Origin of the sequence: Stieleria sedimenti, from assembly GCF_025060895.1 — a bacterium.
Classification (GTDB): Bacteria; Planctomycetota; Planctomycetia; order Pirellulales; family Pirellulaceae; genus Stieleria; species Stieleria sedimenti.
The window spans coordinates 1-18,869 of the sequence record NZ_JANZKV010000054.1; the positions used below are offsets into that span (position 1 = coordinate 1).

At 60.6% G+C, this 18,869-nt stretch carries 5 protein-coding genes and 1 tRNA gene; 4 read left to right on the forward strand and 2 right to left on the reverse strand.

Annotated elements, in window-relative coordinates; translation table 11 throughout:
* Nucleotides 1–197: 197 nt before the first annotated feature.
* Nucleotides 198–270, reverse strand: a tRNA-Arg gene (locus NZK35_RS08290).
* A gap of 235 nt (nucleotides 271–505) precedes the next feature.
* Here NZK35_RS08290 and NZK35_RS08295 point away from each other — a divergent pair.
* From NZK35_RS08295 to NZK35_RS08305, 3 genes are all read left to right on the forward strand, one after another.
* Nucleotides 506–8,227, forward strand: a complete 7,722-nt coding sequence (locus NZK35_RS08295) for a tetratricopeptide repeat protein (protein ID WP_259632065.1) — start codon at nucleotides 506–508, stop codon at nucleotides 8,225–8,227.
* Between the two features lie 498 nt (nucleotides 8,228–8,725).
* The gene (gene purL, locus NZK35_RS08300; RefSeq protein WP_259632066.1) at nucleotides 8,726–11,686 is read left to right on the forward strand and encodes a phosphoribosylformylglycinamidine synthase subunit PurL; all 2,961 of its coding nucleotides are present in this window, start codon (nucleotides 8,726–8,728) and stop codon (nucleotides 11,684–11,686) included.
* Nucleotides 11,687–11,690: 4 nt separating this feature from the next.
* Nucleotides 11,691–12,764, forward strand: coding sequence for an ATP-binding protein (locus tag NZK35_RS08305; RefSeq protein ID WP_259632067.1), 1,074 nt, complete (start codon nucleotides 11,691–11,693; stop codon nucleotides 12,762–12,764).
* 1 nt (nucleotide 12,765) lies between these two features.
* Here the strand turns inward: NZK35_RS08305 and leuS are convergent, their stop codons facing one another.
* Nucleotides 12,766–15,600, reverse strand: coding sequence for a leucine--tRNA ligase (gene leuS, locus NZK35_RS08310; protein ID WP_259632068.1), 2,835 nt, complete (start codon nucleotides 15,598–15,600; stop codon nucleotides 12,766–12,768).
* Nucleotides 15,601–16,098: 498 nt separating this feature from the next.
* On the opposite strand from leuS, the gene NZK35_RS08315 reads away from it, so the two are divergent.
* Nucleotides 16,099–18,726, forward strand: coding sequence for a DNA gyrase subunit B (locus NZK35_RS08315; RefSeq protein ID WP_407699778.1), 2,628 nt, complete (start codon nucleotides 16,099–16,101; stop codon nucleotides 18,724–18,726).
* Nucleotides 18,727–18,869: the final 143 nt, after the last annotated feature.

Below are 18,869 nucleotides of genomic sequence, written 5' to 3' on the forward strand. Positions count from 1 at the left end.
AGCCGTCCCTACCGCGACAAAAAATGAGACGTCGGGTCAGGGAATTCGACAGACAGGAAAATGGGTGACAAGAAAATGGGTTGCTGAGACGACCGACGGCGGAACGGTCCTACCAATAGAAAGCGATGCGGGGCACGCGCACGCCATTTTTCTGTCACCCATTTTCTTGTCTTGCTGCCGACACCTGCCATCTCCAGTACCCACGGTTGGATTCGAACCAACGGCCTAAGCTTTAGGAAAGCTCCGCTCTATCCCCTGAGCTACGCGGGCGTGTTTGTCGTTTTACACGTTTTACCTTGGCCATCATGCCAGGAAAACCAGCCTCGGCAAACCGCGCCCTTTCTTTGCGCGGAATTCGCCCTGCCTTGCGCCCCCTCCGCCCGTGGGTCCGTCATACTGGTGGTGGATGCGATAACGATTCCTCGCCGGGAGATTAGAGAGCGTGATTGCAGAAACTTGTTCGCCTCGTGTTTGGGTTTTCTTCGTTTGCGCCCTGGTTTTTGCCTTGATTCATCCCGGGAACCCTCCCGCCCGGGCGCAGGATCCGGATCCTGCAAAACAGACGAGGCTGTCCGAACAAGAGCGTGCGACCGCCGAAAAGTTTCTGCAGGTGCTGCTACGCCGCCCACGACCGGGGACGGCGCTGGACCGGGTCTACGGATTCCACGTCCAAAACGGGACGCTGGACGAATTCATCGCCTCGCTCGACGTCCCCGATGATGCCCAAAACGCTGGCCAGCAGCGGATGATCTTGGGTTTGTTGCAGGCTCAGCGCGGCCGTCAGGCACTCGCCGCGGAGGCCTTTGCCGAAGCCGAATCCCTGCTGGGCGATGACTACGCCAGCAGCTACTTCCTGGGGCGGTCGCTGTTGGCGGTCGGCCAGACCGAAAAAGCGGCCGCGGCACTGGAGCGGGCGATCGAGCGAAAACCCGCTCGCAATGAAGCGCTACCCATCTTCACCGAACTGGGTCGGATCTACAGCCGTGCCGGACAAAACGAAAAGGCAATCGAGGTTTGGCAAAAGCTCGAAGCATTGTTTCCAGGTGACACACGGGTCGGCAGCCAGATCGCCAGCACGCTGGCTGACGAAGGCAACGTCCAGGCAGCCCTGCAACGATTCGAGCGTCTGGCCAAGTCTGCACGCAAAGACGACGAGAAGATCGCGTTCGCGGTCCAGGCCGCCGAAATGCGACGTCGACTCGGGCAGACCGAACAGTGCACCGAAGCTCTAGAAGCAATCCTGGCCAGGCTGCGTCCGGGCAGTTGGCTTTACAGCGATGTCCGCAACCGGATCGAACAAGGATTCCTGAAATCCGGTGACTACGATGCCTTGGCGGACTACTACCAACAAAAACTTGCCGGCTCGCCCGATGATCTCGCGCTGCAGGTTCGACTGGGACGCATCCTGGTTTCCGCACAACGCATCGATGAAGCGGCCGAGACGTTGAGCAAGGCAGTCGAACGCGCACCCGACGACGCCGACGTGCGATTGGCGCTGATCGACGTCTTGGTCAACAAGGCAGACATGGCCGCCGCGGCCGATCAATTCGAACAGCTTGCCGAGCAAGATCCCGACAACCCCGACTACTTGCTTCGCTGGGGACAGATACTGCTGGAAGACGACACGCGGCCACTGGCGGCGCGACGAAACGCCGCCGCCGCGGTGTGGCAACGGTTGGCTGATCGCCGCGACGAAGACGCCGTCACGCTGTCCCAGATCGCCGATCGGATGCGTGGAATCGATCGTAAGCAAGACGCCATCGGGCTGTACGAGCAAGCCATCGAGGTGGAACCCGATTCACCCCAGTATCGAGAGTACTTGGGCGAATACCTTTATCGTTTGGACCGAAAAGATGAAGCGATCGAGACCTGGAATTCGATCGCCGAGGGTGACCGTCGCAGCCGTGACTCGCTGGTCCGCCTGGCCGAAATCTTCGCCACCTTCAAGGAAGACGAACGGTCCCTGACGGCTTGGCGAGAGGCATCGGAACTGGATCTGACGTTTCCCCAAGAGTTGCGGTTCGCGCAAAAATTGCGTGACGCCGAACAATACGACGAAGCGATCTCTCGGCTTGACGCGGCAGCGAACATCGCCGAGACGCCCGACGAGCAGGAACAGCTGCTGAAGGATCGGATCGCGACGTATCAGCAAGCCGGCACGCTGGCACAACAAATCGCACAGCGACAATCCGCCGATCCGACCGTCCAAAACTTGCGCACCCTCGCGATGATGCACGCGGCGGCGGGCCAATTGGCCGATGCCGAGGCGGCGATCCGCAGCGCGATCGAACAACAACCCGATGACCCGAACGTGTTGTTGGTCGCCGCGGAAATCTCCGAACGCCAGAATCGTTTCGCCGATGCCGCGTCAACGTTTCAAAAACTGGCGCGCGTCGACGTTCGCTTTCAGACCAACTATCTGCAACGCGTCGCGGATCTACAGATGCGGTTAGGCCAGGTCGACCAAGCGATGCAGACCTGTGACGCGTTGATCGACGCCAATCCGGCAAGCCCGGAATCGTACCAGTTTCTGGCGCGGCTGGCGTTGCGAGCCGGACGCGACGACCAGGCCTTCACGGCGCTGCGGCGTGCGATGAACGTCGCACCACGCGACAACGGCCCACGCCGCATGCTCGCCTCGGCCTTTGCGGACCGCTACCGCACCGAAGAAGCGGTTGAGCTGTATTGGCAAGCGATGCGGTACGAATCCGAAGCGGACGCCCGAATCGCGTTGGTCAATCGATTGGCGCCACTCTACGACCGCCAGAACGAGATGGACGCGTTGATCGCGCGGATCGACCAAATGGCACGCGACGACGTCGACGAGCGTACGGTCCAACTGATGGTCGCCGCGGCGCACGAAGCGGTCCGGGATTACGGAGCCGCGCGACAAGCCATTGATCGTCTGCTGGCTGGCCAGCCGCGTGATGTCTCGCTGCTCGAAACGATGGTCCGCTTGAGCGACGCGGCCGACGAGGTCACGGTGGCCGCCGAATTTCAAGAACGCATCGTCGCGATCGCCGACACACCCGAAAACCGATTCAAACTGGTCCAACTGCAGCTCGACGCCGGCATGATCGACATCAAGTCGGCGCTCAGCGACCGAATCGCGCTAGCCGCCGATCCAACCCGGTTGGGATCGATGATCCGCTCGGCGGTTCGTCGAGGTGATCGGTCGACGGCGATCGCGGTCTGCGAAGAAGCCGTCCGCCGGGATCCCGGTTTGTGGGACGTCAAACTGATGCTCGCCCAGTTGTTGCTTTACGAACGAGGTGACGATGAAACGCTCGACGGCGACAAAGCAACTTACCCTGCGCCGCACCGCCGCGCGATCGAACTGGCCGACGAGCTTCGTCAGTTGGATCTGCCACTGGACGCGTTACCGCCGGCGGCAAGAACGCGGACCACCGGCACATCAACCAGCACGTCGCGTCCGCCAGGTTATGCCACCAGTCCGAGTCGTTGGACGGGCAGCTCTTACACGTTGGCGCGAAACTATCGCGTCGGCCGCTACGCGAGCAGCAATTATTCCAGCATGTCGTCCAGTTACGCGACCATCGACCCGTCCTCGTTCGGGCACGCACGGGTCTTGGCCGCCGCCGTGGAAATGGTCGCGATCGCCAAACGTTTTCCGGCCGATGAAGCGAAAGCGAAAATCGATGCCTTGATCGAACAAACTGTTGCACTTCCAGCGGTCGACCAAATCGAAGACGCCAACTTGATTTGGGAGCACCGGGCACTCCAGTCGATAGCGGGGCCGCTGGCCTCGACCACAACATCCAGACCAGCCAGTGGGGACGACAAAGAACTCGCAGAAAAGCTGAATTGGCGACTGGCGGAATTGGATCCCAAGGAGGGAGCGGTCTCGCTGCGCAGCATGTTGATGGGGAAGATCCGCTCGACTGCGCAAAACGAATCCAGCAGCGACGACAACGCGGCGGCCGCCGACACGGACAGCACGTTGACGGAGAAACAATTGCAGCTCGTACTGGATCTGTACGAACAAGCCCAGGTCGACGCTGCGGCAAGCGGCAACACCGGCAGGTCCACCTCATGGTCGACGCTTGCGGATTATCGCGTCATCCTGTCGAACCACTTCAACGCCGTGGGTGACACGCCGCGGGCGAAACAATACGCCTTGCAAGCGCCGCCAGCGGACGCGTCGCTCAACGAACTCGTCAGCGCGATGTCGTACTACTTAAACCTCAATCAAGTCGACCAGGCTGACGCCTTGGTGGAACGGTTGATGCCCGCGGTGCGTGACGACACGACGGGCAAATCAGTGACGTGGAGTACCGTCACGGGGACGGCCGGCCATCTGGTGACGTCCGGACCACACGGCCCCGACTTTGTCGAGCGTCATCGAATGGCGATTCTCGACGCGGTGCTCGCCCAAGCGATCGAGCACAATAGCGTCTCCGCGCGGCGCAGCACCGCCCTGTCCAACGGAACTCTCAGCACGTACGTTCGCAGTTCGCAGAACAGCTACTATTCGTTCCAGGTGAAAGCGCCCCTGTCGTTGCAACTGTTGAACCAACAAATCATCAACGAGCTTTCCAGCCTGATGCCCAGCTCGGAAAGCAACGGCCAGCCCCGTGGCATCAAGGTGAGCGACGAGGTGATCGCCCACTTGGATCGACCGCTGACGGGAGCCCCGGTGCAAGAACAAAAAGCACGCCGTGTACTGGCCGCGTTCGCCTGCTGGTGGACGAAGCGTCCGGAGGAATGCTATTCCCGACTCAGCCGGCTTTGCCGCGAATTCCCCGATGACGTCGACTTGCGAATCGAACAGGCCCGGCTCGCCAGTGAGCTTGCCCAACCGCGCGTCGCCCTGGAGACGCTCGACTCGTTCGATCCGCTCGACAGCGGGATGCTGGTTCGTAAAGAAATGGCGGCGCTGAACTTGGCGTCGCAACTCGGCGATGTGGAGCGCGCCAAGCAGGCCGCCGAGCGTCTGTTCGGGTTGCGGATGGATACCAAGACTCACTTGGCCTTGGCCGATCAGCTCCGCCGACTCGGAATGAATGACAAGGCCACCGCGGTGTTGCGGCGTCTACGCGGGGGGCGTGCCCGCGATGAGCGAACCGAATTGCAGATCGCAAGCGCGTTTTTGGCCAACGACGACCAGGAAGCCGCTGCCGAGGTCGCCTACACCGTGCTACGAAAGCTGAACAGCGGTCGGGGATCCTCCAGCAATTCGGCGTACTACCGGCGACAAGCCGTCTCCATTCTGAAAAACGCCAAACGCCTTGAACCGCTGATTGAACAAGCGAAACGACGCGTTGCTGCGGCCCCCGCCTCGGTGCGTGCCAGGATGGAGTTGGCCGAACTGTACACCGCCGCGGGCAAACAGCGGGACGCCGAAGCGCTGTGGGGTGAGATTGCGAAGTCCAAACCGAACGATCCGAACCAATTGCTCGCACGGGCGGGTGCACTCTACAAAGCGAATCAATTCACGAAGTCGGCAGAGTTGTACCTGGACGCATTTGAGAAGGAGCCGCAACTGCTCAACCGGCATGTCTACGAGATGACCCGCGCGGTGGAGCGGAGTAGCGATTTCGACCCGATGTACGAGCGATTGCTGAAGCTAGATCCCGAAGCCATCCAAAGCTACCGACTCGACACGCTGCTGAACGTCGGGCGACGCAAACCCTTCACCGACGCCAAGCGGAAGTTCGTCGCCCATGCCTTGAAGAACTCGCAGTTCAAACGAGACTTCTATCGGTACATCGATGCGATCCCGGTGCCGGACCGAGAGAAGATTCCTGAAATCCGCCAGGCCATGATTGATGTCATCTGCGGCGACGATGCGTTTCAGACGGGATCGACGACGTGGCGTGTGACCAGTCGCTCGTCCGGCGGAACGGCAAACGGTCCGTTGAAAGACATCTTGGCGTTGCTCCGAAGTGACGACGAAGCGCGAGAGCGATTCGATGAAGCCGCCAAGAAGGCGCTTCAAGACGAGACGCTCGCCCCCTCGTCGCGGTTCTTGTCGGCGCTGGTGGACGTGGCCGACGATGTCAAACGTGACGCGGCGGTCGAGTCGATTCGTGAACTGATCCACTCCGACGCGGTTGTCGCGGCAAAAGGTGCCGACACATTGGCGATCAGCGGCGGATTGTTGTGGCAGGGCGGCCAGGTGCTGGAGTCGATTTCCGAGATCGAAGACAAGACATCCTTGCTGGTTTCGATCTATCAGGCCGCCGCGGTCGATCCGAGTGTCTCCAGGACCGACATGCGGTTTTCCGTCGGCGCGCGACTGGTCAACGCCCTCGCAAAGGATGGTCAAAAGGCCCGGGCCCGAAACGTCTTGCTCGATGCCTACGCGAAAACGGACCACTCGGCCGAGGATCAATACAACCCCGGCTACGGCGACTACCAAGAGATTCAAGCCTACCAATCGATCGCCGAAAAGTTGAATGAGATCGGGTTTCCGATCGACGCGTGGATCATCTTTCAACAATTGATCGCGAGCCCGGAACGGTTCGCCAACGCCAAACGCTGGGGCGGCGGCCTGTCGATCGAGGATGCGAAAAAGGCGACCGAGCAGGTACGGAAAAAAATCACCCCCGCGTCGTCGGCCGAGTACCTGGACGTTCGCCGTGAATCACTCGACGCCCCCAACGATGACTTGGCCATCCGATTGCTGGATCTGCCGCTGGAGATGATGCTCATTGCCGATGCCGAACCGGGGTTGCAAATCGCCATCGATTCGGCAGCCCAAACCGACCCGGGCCGCGAGACACTCGAAGCGTTTTACCAGTCGTTGGAATCACTTTCGGCGAAACGAACGAAAGATTGGTCGATTCCCGCGGCACAGCTGTTGGTCGCGATGAAAATTCGCCCGGAAGACGTGGACGGGTTGCATGACACGTTGGACGAACGCTTGCCCGATGTCGCAACGATCCGGGAAGCGATGGACACGCCCCAAACCGCCACGCTTGAACCGCTGACGGGATTATTGCTCGTCGCATCGGCCGCATCGAAAAGTGACTCCGCCGGGGCCGAAAGAATCAGCAAGAACGTCGGCAACTACCTTCGCGTTTTGGCGAGTTCGCTTAAGAAACCCGGCCTCGATCTCGCGGTCGCCTCGCTGGGTGGGGATGACGCGTCGCTTGCGGCGATGTTGGATTCGATCGAGACGTTATCGCAGTCCGGGGTATCACTGTTGAAGCCCCAACTCAATGCGTGTTTGAAGATCGCGAGGATGGTCGCCAAACGCGGTGACATCCAAAATTCGGCCAGGGCGTTGAAACTGGCACTGCAAAACGGGCCGCCGATCAGCTCCATTGGTAATGGAACCGACGCGTTCGCGATCAATACCAATCAAAACGTTTCCTCCACCCCCGTCGATGACGGCGTCCATGAACTGACACCGCGATTGTTGGAACTGATCGATTTATATTCCGACCTCACGGGAGAGAAATTGGGGCGGCGTGACCCGAACGCCGAGCTGGCATTGGATGCCGATGAAATGGATCAAGCGATGTGGCAGTCGCTCGATCAAGCGTTACGTGCGGTCGTCTTGCCGAGCGGTCAGCCAGGTATGGTCTATCCGTATGCCAAGCGAATCGCGTCTCGCACCAGCTACGACAATTATTCCAGCAACGACGATCTTCGGCCCCACTCGGTCTCGATCGCGATGGCGCGGGTCGCCGCGATCGCCGGCACCTCGGACACGCTGCTGGACTTGATTGCGTCACGGCTCGAGTCCGCGGCTGACAAGAAAGAAGCAGCCTCCGTCCTGGTCGACGCGGCATTGGCGAGTATGGACCAAGGCGAGGGTGATTCTGCTGAACTGACTGAAGCGTTGGAGCGTTTTGCCGAGTCCGTCGACGCGATCCTGCCGAGCGCCGAAGCGCCGGCGATCGAACCCGAACGGTTGTCGACGATTTCAGGCCAGGTTCAACAAGAATCGTACCAGAAGAGTGACATCGTGGATCTGATGGTCCGCACGCTGGCCCCACTGATCGCGGCGACCGACGGCGTCACGGACGAGCATCGGGCCCAGGCGGAGGAGCTGTTCGAGAGAACGGCGCGGTTGATTGATTCGGACAGCTACACGACCAACCGGCATCGCGAAATCGCCCGGCGGATTCGCGAGAAGGTGCTGTCAGGGGCAGACAAACCAGACGGTCACTCGGATGTGCAGCAGACCGACTCAGAAACCGTGTTGGGCCAGCAACTCGATGCGATCAAACGATGGTTTTTGGGCGGTGGTGGATGAAGGCGAGGTAACGCTGTGACGCATTTTTTGGCGGAACGGCGCGAGCGGGTTGTCGGTTTAATCAGGATCTGCTGAGTCAATGGTGAGCCGCTGGCCGTAAGGCCTCGGGCGGGCGTCGCTGTGCCCGGCCGCTAACCCGCCCGCGGCTCACAAAAACGACAGACCGCGAGCCGTCCGGTGACGCCCCCCCAGGGGCGGCGCGGAAGACCGGAGGGCTCGCGCCCTGCCGCTCACAAGAGATAGAAAGGCCCTCTCTGGCGTTTGCTTGCTGCGCAAACGCCGTCTCTCCCAGAGGGAGAGAATCTAAACGGGTTGCCAAAAGCTGCCATCATCCAATCGATATCCCAGACGGAGGATGACTTCGAGAATTGCACGACCTCCGAAGCCGGGGGCGAAGCGGGCCAGTGTTCTCGGCAATCGCCAGTGATTTCGATACACTCCGTGGCAGGCTGAGTTTTCTTCCCCGCACCGCTTTCATCCCCGCACCAGGACACGACGATGCCGCTGTGGCAGATTGACATTTATCCCGCCGAGAACGAGATCGACCGCGAGGGCGCCCGCACCAGCGAGGAAATTCATGAATTGGGCATCGGCGACGACGTCCCGGTCGTTTTCGCACGCGGTTTTTTGGTCCAGGGTGAGATCGATGGCGAACAGGCTCAGCAGATCGCCCAAACCCTGCTGGCCGACGCGGTGACCGAGCGGACCGTCGTGGCGGTCGCCGGCGATGCGGTGTTGAGCCAGCCGCCGGGCGATTCGAGCGACATTCGACTGGTCAACGTGTTGCCCAAACCCGGCGTGATGGACCCGGTCGCGGCCAGCACGATCGGGGCCGCCCGCGATTGCGGTTTCGACGTCCAGTCGGTCCGCACGATGCGAAAGTATTGGATCAGCGGTGTCGACGAGCCGACTTTCCAAACGATCTGCCGCCGCGCGTTGTCCAACGACTCGATCGAGCAGGTGATCGCCGGGCCGCTGGAAATGGAGCAACTCGATGTCGGCACGGCCTACGAATTCGAGCTCGTCCGCGTCCCGATTCGCAGCTTGAGCGATGACGAATTGGAAACGCTTTCGCGCGAAGGCCAGCTGTACTTGACGCTGGTCGAAATGCAGACGATTCGCGACCACTTCGTCGCGCTCGATCGCGATCCGACGGACATTGAACTGGAGACGATCGCGCAGACCTGGTCGGAACACTGCAGCCACAAGACGCTGGCCGGTCGCATTCATTACCGCGGGGTCGGCGCCGACGGAACGCCCGGCGGCGACGAGCGGCAATATGACAACATGCTCAAAGAGACCATCTTTGCGGCGACCCAAACGATCCGCAAGAACTTGGGCGACGACGATTGGTGCGTCAGTGTGTTCAAAGACAACGCCGGCGTGGTGACCTTTGACGACCAATTCCATGCTTGCTTCAAAGTCGAAACCCACAATCACCCTTCGGCGCTGGAACCCTACGGCGGTGCGAACACGGGCATCGGCGGCGTGATCCGCGATCCGATGGGAACGGGCATGGGCGCCAAACCGGTCTGCAACACCGACGTGTTTTGTTTTGCACCGCCGGACACGCCCGCCGACCAGTTGCCTCCGGGCGTGCTGCATCCGCGTCGCGTGATGAAAGGCGTCGTCGCGGGTGTGCGTGACTACGGCAATCGAATGGGCATCCCGACCGTCAACGGCGCGGTCTATTTCGACAAACGCTACTTGGGCAACCCGCTCGTCTATGCCGGCAACGTCGGAATGATCCCCGTCGGCATGGAAGACAAGCAGGTTCATCCGAACGATCTGATCGTTTCGATCGGGGGCCGCACCGGACGCGACGGCATCCACGGTGCCACGTTCAGCTCGGCGGAATTGACCAGTGAATCAGAATCGCTGTCCGGCGGCGCCGTCCAAATCGGCAACGCGATCACCGAAAAGATGGTCTTGGATGTCTTGATGCAAGCCCGCGACCGGGGACTGTACAACGCCGTGACGGACTGTGGGGCCGGCGGGTTTTCCAGTGCCGTAGGCGAAATGGGCGAGGACGTCGGCGCGGAAGTTTGGCTGGAAAAGGCGCCGCTGAAATATGACGGTTTGTCGTACACCGAGATCTGGATTTCCGAAGCTCAAGAACGCATGGTGTTGGCCGTGCCACGCGAAAAGTGGGATGAACTTCGAGAGTTGTGCGAAAGCGAAGGCGTCGAAGCGGCGATCCTGGGTGAATTCAAACCGACCGGCCAGTTGCACCTGACCTATCACGGCCAAACGGTCGGAAACGTCAGCATGCAGGTGCTGCACGACGGACGACCGCCGGTGATTCGCGATGCGGTCTACGAACCGCCGGCCGTGGTGCCGCTGGATTTGCCCGCGTCCGCTTCAGCCGAGGCGAACCAGCAGACGCTGCTGAAGATCCTGTCCAGTCTGAACGTCGCCAGTAAACACTGGGTGATCCGTCAGTACGACCACGAAGTCCAAGGCGGCAGTGTCGTCAAACCGCTGGTCGGACCACAGTGCGACGGTCCCGGCGACGCCGCGGTGATCCGCCCGCTGCTGGGCAGCAACCGCGGGCTGGTGATTTCATGCGGGATGAACCCACACTATGGCGACTTTGACACCTACCACATGGCGGCTTCGGCGATCGATGAAGCGATGCGGAACGCCGTTGCGGTGGGCGCCGACCCCGCCAAGATCGCGATCTTGGATAACTTCTGTTGGGGGTACACCGATCGGCCCGAAACGCTCGGGTCCCTCGTGCGTGCGGCAATCGCCTGCCAAGACGTCGCCGTCCAGTTGGGCACTCCGTTCGTCAGCGGCAAGGACAGCTTGAACAACGAATTCAGCTATTTCGACGACAGCGGCGAAAAGCAAACGATCTCGATCCCGCCGAGTCTGTTGATCAGCGCGATGGGCCAAATCGCCGACATTTCGTTGGCCGTGACGATGGATGCCAAGGAGTCGGGCAACGCGGTTTTCTTGATCGGGACGACCAAAGACGAACTGGGCGGTTCGCATTATTGCCTTAGCGAAAACCGATCCGGCGGCCAGGTGCCGACCGTGGATGTGCCGGTCGCCAAGGCAACGTTTGCCGCGGTGCACGAAGCGATTTCCGCCCGCCTGCTACGAGCCTGTCACGACCTCAGCGAGGGCGGACTGGCCGTCGCGGCGACGGAAATGGCGATGGCCGGCGGCTTGGGCATGCAGCTCGACCTGAATGCCGTCGCTGACATTTCCGCCCCAGGACTCTCTGACATCTCGCTGCTGTTCAGCGAATCCAATTCGCGGTTCCTGGTCGAATTGCCGGTGGAGTTGGTGGATCAGTTCACGCCAATCTTCTATGCCCACGGCGTCCAGGCCGCTCGAGTGGGTACAATAACCGACGACGGAAAACTGACCGTCACGCGATCCGGGGCCAACGTGTTGGACATCGAGATCGCGGCAGCGAAAGATGCTTGGCAACGACCACTCGACTGGTAAACGGATGATTTCCCCCCGCTCTCAAGCCGATCCGAACAAGACCACCACCTGGACGGTGGTGGTTTCACGCGGACAATCTCGCAATCCCGCCAAACGGTCGCTGGAACAATCGATCGCCGATGCGGCCTCGACGCTCGAAGACGCCGACGTGTTGGTTGTCCCGCACCTGTACGATTTGTCCAAGGGCGGCGAGTCGCTGCAGAAACTTTCGGAAATCGAAGGAAATCTGATCGTCGTCTCGTGGATCTTTCCCCGCGCCGCTCACTGGGTGCTGGACCGAAATGGCATTCGAGGCCAATTCGTGCCGGTGGCGATCGGCGACGCGGAGGACGAGGACCAGGATGAGCCCGGCGCCGAGCAATCGGAAAACGCCGAGCAATCGGAAAACGACGTCGAGCGCGTCGCCGATTTGTACCCGCGGCCGGATCGTCAAATCCACTGCATCGACCTAAAGGCCGAAGAGAGTCTGGATCGGTTCACCGAGGAAATCCGGCGGTTGGTGCTCGGGGAAACCGACGGCGGCGCCGATACAAGGACAGCCGAATCCGGCACCGCAACGTCCCCTGATGAAACCTCCTTGCCGATCGTCGGCGGCCGGATCGTGCAAGTCGAAGAAACGACGGCACGGCGTTGGTACCCGGTGATCGATTTCAGCCGTTGCACCAACTGCATGGAGTGCGTCGACTTTTGCTTGTTCGGCGTCTATGGAGTCGACGCGGCCGAAACGATCCTGGTCGAACAACCCGACAATTGTCGCAAGGGATGCCCGGCGTGCAGCCGCGTCTGCCCCGAGAACGCCATCATCTTTCCCCAGCACAAGGCACCGGCGATCGCGGGTGCCGAAACGGGTGGAAGCGAAGGATTTAAGATCGACCTGTCCAAGCTGTTCGGCGCTCCCGACGGCGGAGACGATGCGATCGCGACGGCGGCTCGTGAGCGCGATGAACAGTTGTTGCTGGCCGGACGCACCGCGGTCGGCATCGACGAGCAACTTCAGCGTCGCCAACAAGACCTGGTCGCCCAACCCAAGGACGACCTCGATCGGCTGATCGATTCGCTGGACGAACTCGACTTGTAGGTCACCCTTTGACCACAAGGTTCACCAACCGGCCGGGCACGGCGATCTTCTTGACGACGTTCTTGCCCTCGAGCATCGATTGAACCCGTTCGTCCGCCATGGCGGCCTCGATCATCTGATCGGGTTTCGCATCGGGCGCGACTTGAATCTTGGTTTTCACTTTGCCGTTGAACTGCACCGGCACTTCGATCGAACTTTGGACCAGCGCCGACTCGTCCCACTTCGGCCAGCTCTGCTGCGCGATCACGCCGTCTTGACCGAGAATCTTCCACAGCTCTTCGCACAAATGCGGTGCATAAGGCGACAGCAGAATCAGGAAGGACTTCATCGCGCTGATCGGACGTTTTTCCGCGCGGGTGAAGAAATTGGTGAACTCCATCATCCGCGCGATCGCGGTATTGAAGCTCATCGCGTCGGTATCCTCGGTCACCTTTTTGATCGTCGCGTGGAGCATCCGATTCTGTTCTTCGTCGCAGGGCTCTTCGGTGAGCGCCGACTGCAGCACGTAGTCTTCCTCTTGATCGTCGACGATCATTCGCCAAACGCGATCGAGGAAATTTCGGACACCTCCGACGCCGGCCATCGACCAAGGCTTGGTCGCTTCCAACGGCCCCATGAACATCTCGTACAACCGCAGCGAGTCGGCACCGTACTCGCTGACGACGACGTCGGGATTGATCACGTTGCCGCGAGCTTTGGACATCTTGTGGGCTCGGCTGTCGACTTTGATCGACGGATCCGCTTTCAGCACAAAGCCCTCGCCCTTCTTCTCGACGTCCTCTTCGGGGACCGTCTTTGACACCACGACTCGACCGTCTTTAGATTGACGCCCACCGTCGGGACTCTTTCGCACCTCGGCGGCGGAAACCGGACTGCCGGCCTCGTCAAAGAAGGCGCTGTATTCGACATCGCCCAAGATCATGCCTTGGTTGACCAACCGGACGAAGGGTTCGGGCGTCGACACATGGCCTCGATCGAACAGCACCTTGTGCCAGAACCGGGAGTACAACAAGTGCAACACGGCGTGCTCGGCACCACCGACGTACAAGTCGACCGGCATCCACTCGGCCTGCTTTTGCGGATCGACCAGAGCGGCGTCGTTTTTGGGGTCGATGTATCGCAGGTAGTACCAGCAGGACCCGGCCCACTGGGGCATGGTGTTGGTTTCGCGACGATACCGTTTGCCGTCGATCTGAACGTACAACCAATCGTCGTCGGCCTTTCCCAGCGGCGGCTCGGGTTTTCCGTGGGGTTTAAAATCTTCCAACTCGGGCAGGCGCACGGGCAACTCAGCGGGGTCAACGCCACGCATCCGTCCGGTCGGATTTCCGTCGTCATCGAGCTCATGCAGAATCGGAAAGGGTTCGCCCCAGAAGCGTTGCCGGCTGAACAACCAGTCACGCAATTTGTAGTTGACGGCGGCTTTGCCCAACCCGTCCGCTTGCAGCGAGGCGGTGAGTTCCTGTTTGACCTCCTCGGTCGACTTGCCGTTCATCGGTCCGCTGTTGATGGCGATGCCGACCGCGTCGTAACACGCTTTTCCGGCCAGGATGTCGTCTCGGTTTTCGGCGTCCGCGGGTGGGTCGACGACGGCGATGACCGGCAATTCGTACTTGACCGCGAATTCAAAGTCGCGTTCGTCGTGCGCGGGGACGGCCATGATCGCACCGGTTCCATAGCCGGCCAAGACATAATCCGCGACCCAAACGGGGATCGGAGTGCCGTTGACGGGATTGATGGCATGGCTACCGGTGAACACACCGGTTTTTTCACGGTCGCCCTCGGTGCGTTCACGATCGGATTTGAACGACGCTTTCTCGCAGTACGCTTTGACGGCTTCGGATTGCTCTGCGGTGGCCAATCGATCCAGCATCGGGTGCTCGGGCGAAACCACCATGTAGGTCGCACCGAACAGCGTATCGGGGCGCGTCGTGTAGACACGCAGCGCCTCGTCACCGGGGTTGGCCGGCATGGGAGCCTTGGCCCGCTCGGATTTCCACGCTTCAAATTCCGCGGCGTCGCCGATGTAGAAGTCGACTTCGGCGCCGGTGCTGCGCCCGATCCAATCCGACTGTAACTTTTTGATCCCGATGGGCCAGTCCAACGCGTCCAGTCCGTCCAGCAATCGCTCGGCGTAGTCGGTGATCCGCAGCATCCACTGGCGCAGCGGGATGCGTTTGACGGGGTGCCCCCCGCGTTCGCTCTTGCCGTCGATGACCTCTTCGTTGGCCAGCACGGTTCCCAGCTTGGGACACCAATTGACCAGGGCGTCGTCCAGGTAGGCCAGTCGATGCGCGTCGATGTAGTCGGCGACCGCCGATTCACCTCGCGTTTGGATTGCGTCGGGGATCGGCAGTTCGGCGATCGGGCGACCTTTCTGCGCGTCGTGGTCAAACCAGGTATCGAACAGGACCAAAAAAATGAACTGGGTCCAGCGAAAGTAATCCTCGTCGGTCGTCGCCAACACGCGATCCCAGTCGTAGCTGAAACCGAGCATCTTCAACTGCCGCGTGAAGTTGTCGATGTTGCGTTGGGTTTGAATCCGCGGGTGTTCGCCGGTTTTGATCGCGTGCTCTTCGGCCGGCAACCCGAAGGCGTCGAATCCCATCGGGTGCAACACGCTTTCGCCACACAGGCGGGCATAACGGCAGACGATGTCCGTCGCGGTGTAACCCTCCGGGTGGCCGACGTGCAGCCCGTCACCGCTGGGATAGGGAAACATGTCCAAGACATAACGTTTTTTGGGACCCGGTTTCTCGGGCGTGGCAAACGTTTGATGTTCTTCCCAGTAGGCTTGCCAACGCGGTTCGATTTCAGCGGGATTGTATCGCGGCATAGGAGTCGAGCAAAAAAGGGGGAATTGGAGGCCGTCAAGACGGGGTGTGCGACGTCAACTCCATGGTGATCATTCGAATCGGGTCTCGAGTCGGACGCGGGCCGAGCGAAATTCTAAGGATTGACAGATTTGACGTAAGTCTTGGCTGGAAATTAAGTGGCAGCTGATCGGGGATCGCTGATCTGGGCGCCGGGATTCATCGCGGACGGCTTACGGACTGATTTCCAAGGCAACTTGTTCACCGGCAGGAAGATTTTATTGGCCTGGGCCGATACCAAACGGGGTGTTTCTTGTTAGCGGCAGGGCGCGAGCCCTCCGGTGTCTCCGCCGGACCTGCCGAAGCCCCACAGAACAAGCCTGGCAGCCGCCTTCCCGCCTCGCGAAAGTCGGCGGGAAATGGTAGAATTCCGCATTCTGCCGCAAGCGGTTCTGGGATGACCAGGATTGGGAACCATCCCTCGAAATGCGGCCTACTTTTACGCCCCGTTTCAGGTCTCAATGAGCGACGCCCCCTCTTCGGATCTCCCGGAATCTGACGCCCCTGACTCGCCCGATCAGGGCGCTCAGGAAAAAGGCTCCCAGGAAGAAATGGACGCCCCGGAACTTGGCCCCGACGTGCCGGTTTCCTCGATTCCCGCAGCGAACCAGAAATACACCGACGCGGACCTGCAGCACCTTTCGGACTTGGATCACGTCCGAAAACGCCCGGGCATGTATATCGGTGACACCTCGACACGCGGATTGCATCACTTGGTCTACGAAGTCGTCGACAATTCGATCGATGAAGCGATGGCGGGTTTTGCCAACAAGGTGTCCGTCGTCGTCCACACCGACGGCAGCGTGACGGTCGAGGACGACGGCCGCGGCATCCCGGTGACCAAGCACCAAGAGCTTTCGGCCGAACTGGATCGCGAAGTCAGCACGCTCGAGGGGGTGATGACGGTCCTCAAATTCGGCGGCAAGTTCGAAAAAGGCGCCTACCAAACCTCCGGCGGCCTGCACGGCGTCGGCGTCACCGTCGTCAACTTCCTCAGCCAGTGGGCCGAAGCCGAAGTCAGCCGAGACGGATACACCTGGAGCCAAGAGTACGAACGCGGCGTCGCGACCGGACCGGTCAAAAAAGGTCGCACGACCAGCAAGACGGGCACCAAGACCACCTTCAAGGCCGATGCGCAGATCTTTTCGGTCACCAAATTTAATTTCGACACACTCTACAAACGCCTGCAAGAACTCGCGTTCCTCAACAGCGGTGTTCGCATCACGTTCCTGGACGAACGCAACGGCGAGGGCGGTGATTTCAAGTACGAACGCGGGATCACCGAATTCGTCGAACACCTCAACCGCGCCAGCGATCCGCTGCACAGCGACGTGATTTCGATCGTCGGCGAAAAAGACGGCTGCCAATTCGAAATCGCTCTTCAGTACAGCACCGAATACACCGAAAACGTTCAGTCCTACGTCAACAACATTCACACGATCGAAGGCGGAACGCACGTCTCCGGGTTTCGCTCGGCACTGACGCGGACTTTGAATAATTACGGCAAGAAAGAAAACCTGCTGAAGAATGCCGCCCTGGGAGGGGACGACATTCGCGAAGGCATCACGGCGGTGATCAGCGTTCGCGTGCCGCACCCCCAGTTCGAAGGCCAAACAAAAACCAAACTCGGCAACAGCGAAGTCGAAGGCATCATCAACACCGGCGTCGGCGAGCAGCTGTCGAAGTACCTGGAAGAGAACCCGCGCGTCGCCAAGTCCATCGTGCGCAAGGGACTGCTCGCCTCGGAAGCTCGCGAGGCGGCTCGCAAGGCCAAGGACTTGTTGCGAAAACGAAAAGACGCGCTCGGCGGTGGCGGATTGCCCGGCAAACTGCGGGATTGCATCAGCAAGCAGATGGAACGCTGCGAACTGTACCTGGTCGAAGGTGATTCGGCAGGCGGTTCAGCCGAAGGCGGGCGAATGCGCGACTTCCAAGCGATCCTGCCGCTGCGTGGTAAGATCATCAACGCCTACAAGAGCCGTGAAGACAAGGTGCTGGCCAACGAAGAAGTCCGTTCGATGATCCAGGCGATCGGAACGGGCATCGGCGCCGACCAAGACATCTCCAAGCGGCGCTACAACAAGGTCGTGATCATGACTGACGCCGACGTCGACGGCAGCCATATCCGTACCTTGCTGCTGTGCTTCTTCTATCGCCAGATGTATCAGCTGGTTGCCGACGGGCACGTTTACGTCGCACAGCCGCCGCTGTTCCGCGTCACCCATGGACGCAGCCGCTACTACGTCCAGACCGATGAAGAAATGAAGGGCCAGTTGCTCGATCGCGGGCTCAACGACACCGTCTTTGAAGCCGAAGACGGGCGACGGATTGAAGGCGAGGACATGCGAAAGCTGTGCGGTTCGCTGGCCTCGATGGAAGACGCGATCGTGGCCCTGGAACGTCGTGGCGTCAGCTTGCGCGTCCACGCCGTGCGGATCGACCCGGTCACCAACAAACTACCCTCCTGGTTGCTGACCTACGGGAACGAGGAACACTGGTTCCACAGCACCGATGAAGTCGAAACGCATCTCAACCAGCACAATCTGGTCCTGGATGACGAGGCGGCTGCCGACGAGATCGACGAAGCGCTCGACGCCGCCGAGGACGCGATCGATGCACCGCCGTCGCTAGCGGCCAGCACCGAACCGCCCAAGACGATCGCCCACCTGGCTGAATTGCACGAAGTCCGAACGATCAATAGCGGACTGAAAGAACTTTCCGAACTCGGGTTCTCACTCGAAGACCTGATTCCGGCCGACCGAACCGGAATGACCACCCCACGCTTCGAGTTGGTCCGGGGCGAAGACACCCGCCGGCCGATGGTCGACCTGCGTGACCTGTTGCCCGAAGTCCGGGCGGCCGGTGAAAAGGGGCTGCAAGTGACTCGCTTTAAAGGGCTGGGCGAAATGAACGCCGAAGAGCTTCGCGAAACGACGCTCGATCCGGCCAACCGAACGCTGATCAAGGTCAACATGAAAGACGCCGGAGCGGCCGATGAAATGTTCCGGCTGCTGATGGGCGACAAAGTCGAACCGCGACGCGAGTTCATCGAGAAGCACGCCTTGGACGTTCGGAACCTGGACGTTTAAACGCACCACTCGTTCCCAGGCTCCGCCTGGGAACGGTCTTCGCGCGAGGCTCCGCCTCGCGATCGCCGTGAACGATTGGTTAGCGGCAGGGCGCGAGCCCTCCGGTGTCTTGGCAAAGATGCGGAACCGGAGGGCTTGCGCCC

Excerpts from the sequence above, each read along its gene's own strand:
- NZK35_RS08315 (WP_407699778.1), top strand. The coding sequence starts at position 16,099 with ATGAGCGACGCCCCCTCTTCGGATCTCCCGGAATCTGACGCCCCTGAC.
- leuS (WP_259632068.1), bottom strand. The coding sequence starts at position 15,600 with ATGCCGCGATACAATCCCGCTGAAATCGAACCGCGTTGGCAAGCCTAC.
- purL (WP_259632066.1), top strand. The coding sequence starts at position 8,726 with ATGCCGCTGTGGCAGATTGACATTTATCCCGCCGAGAACGAGATCGAC.
- NZK35_RS08305 (WP_259632067.1), top strand. The coding sequence starts at position 11,691 with ATGATTTCCCCCCGCTCTCAAGCCGATCCGAACAAGACCACCACCTGG.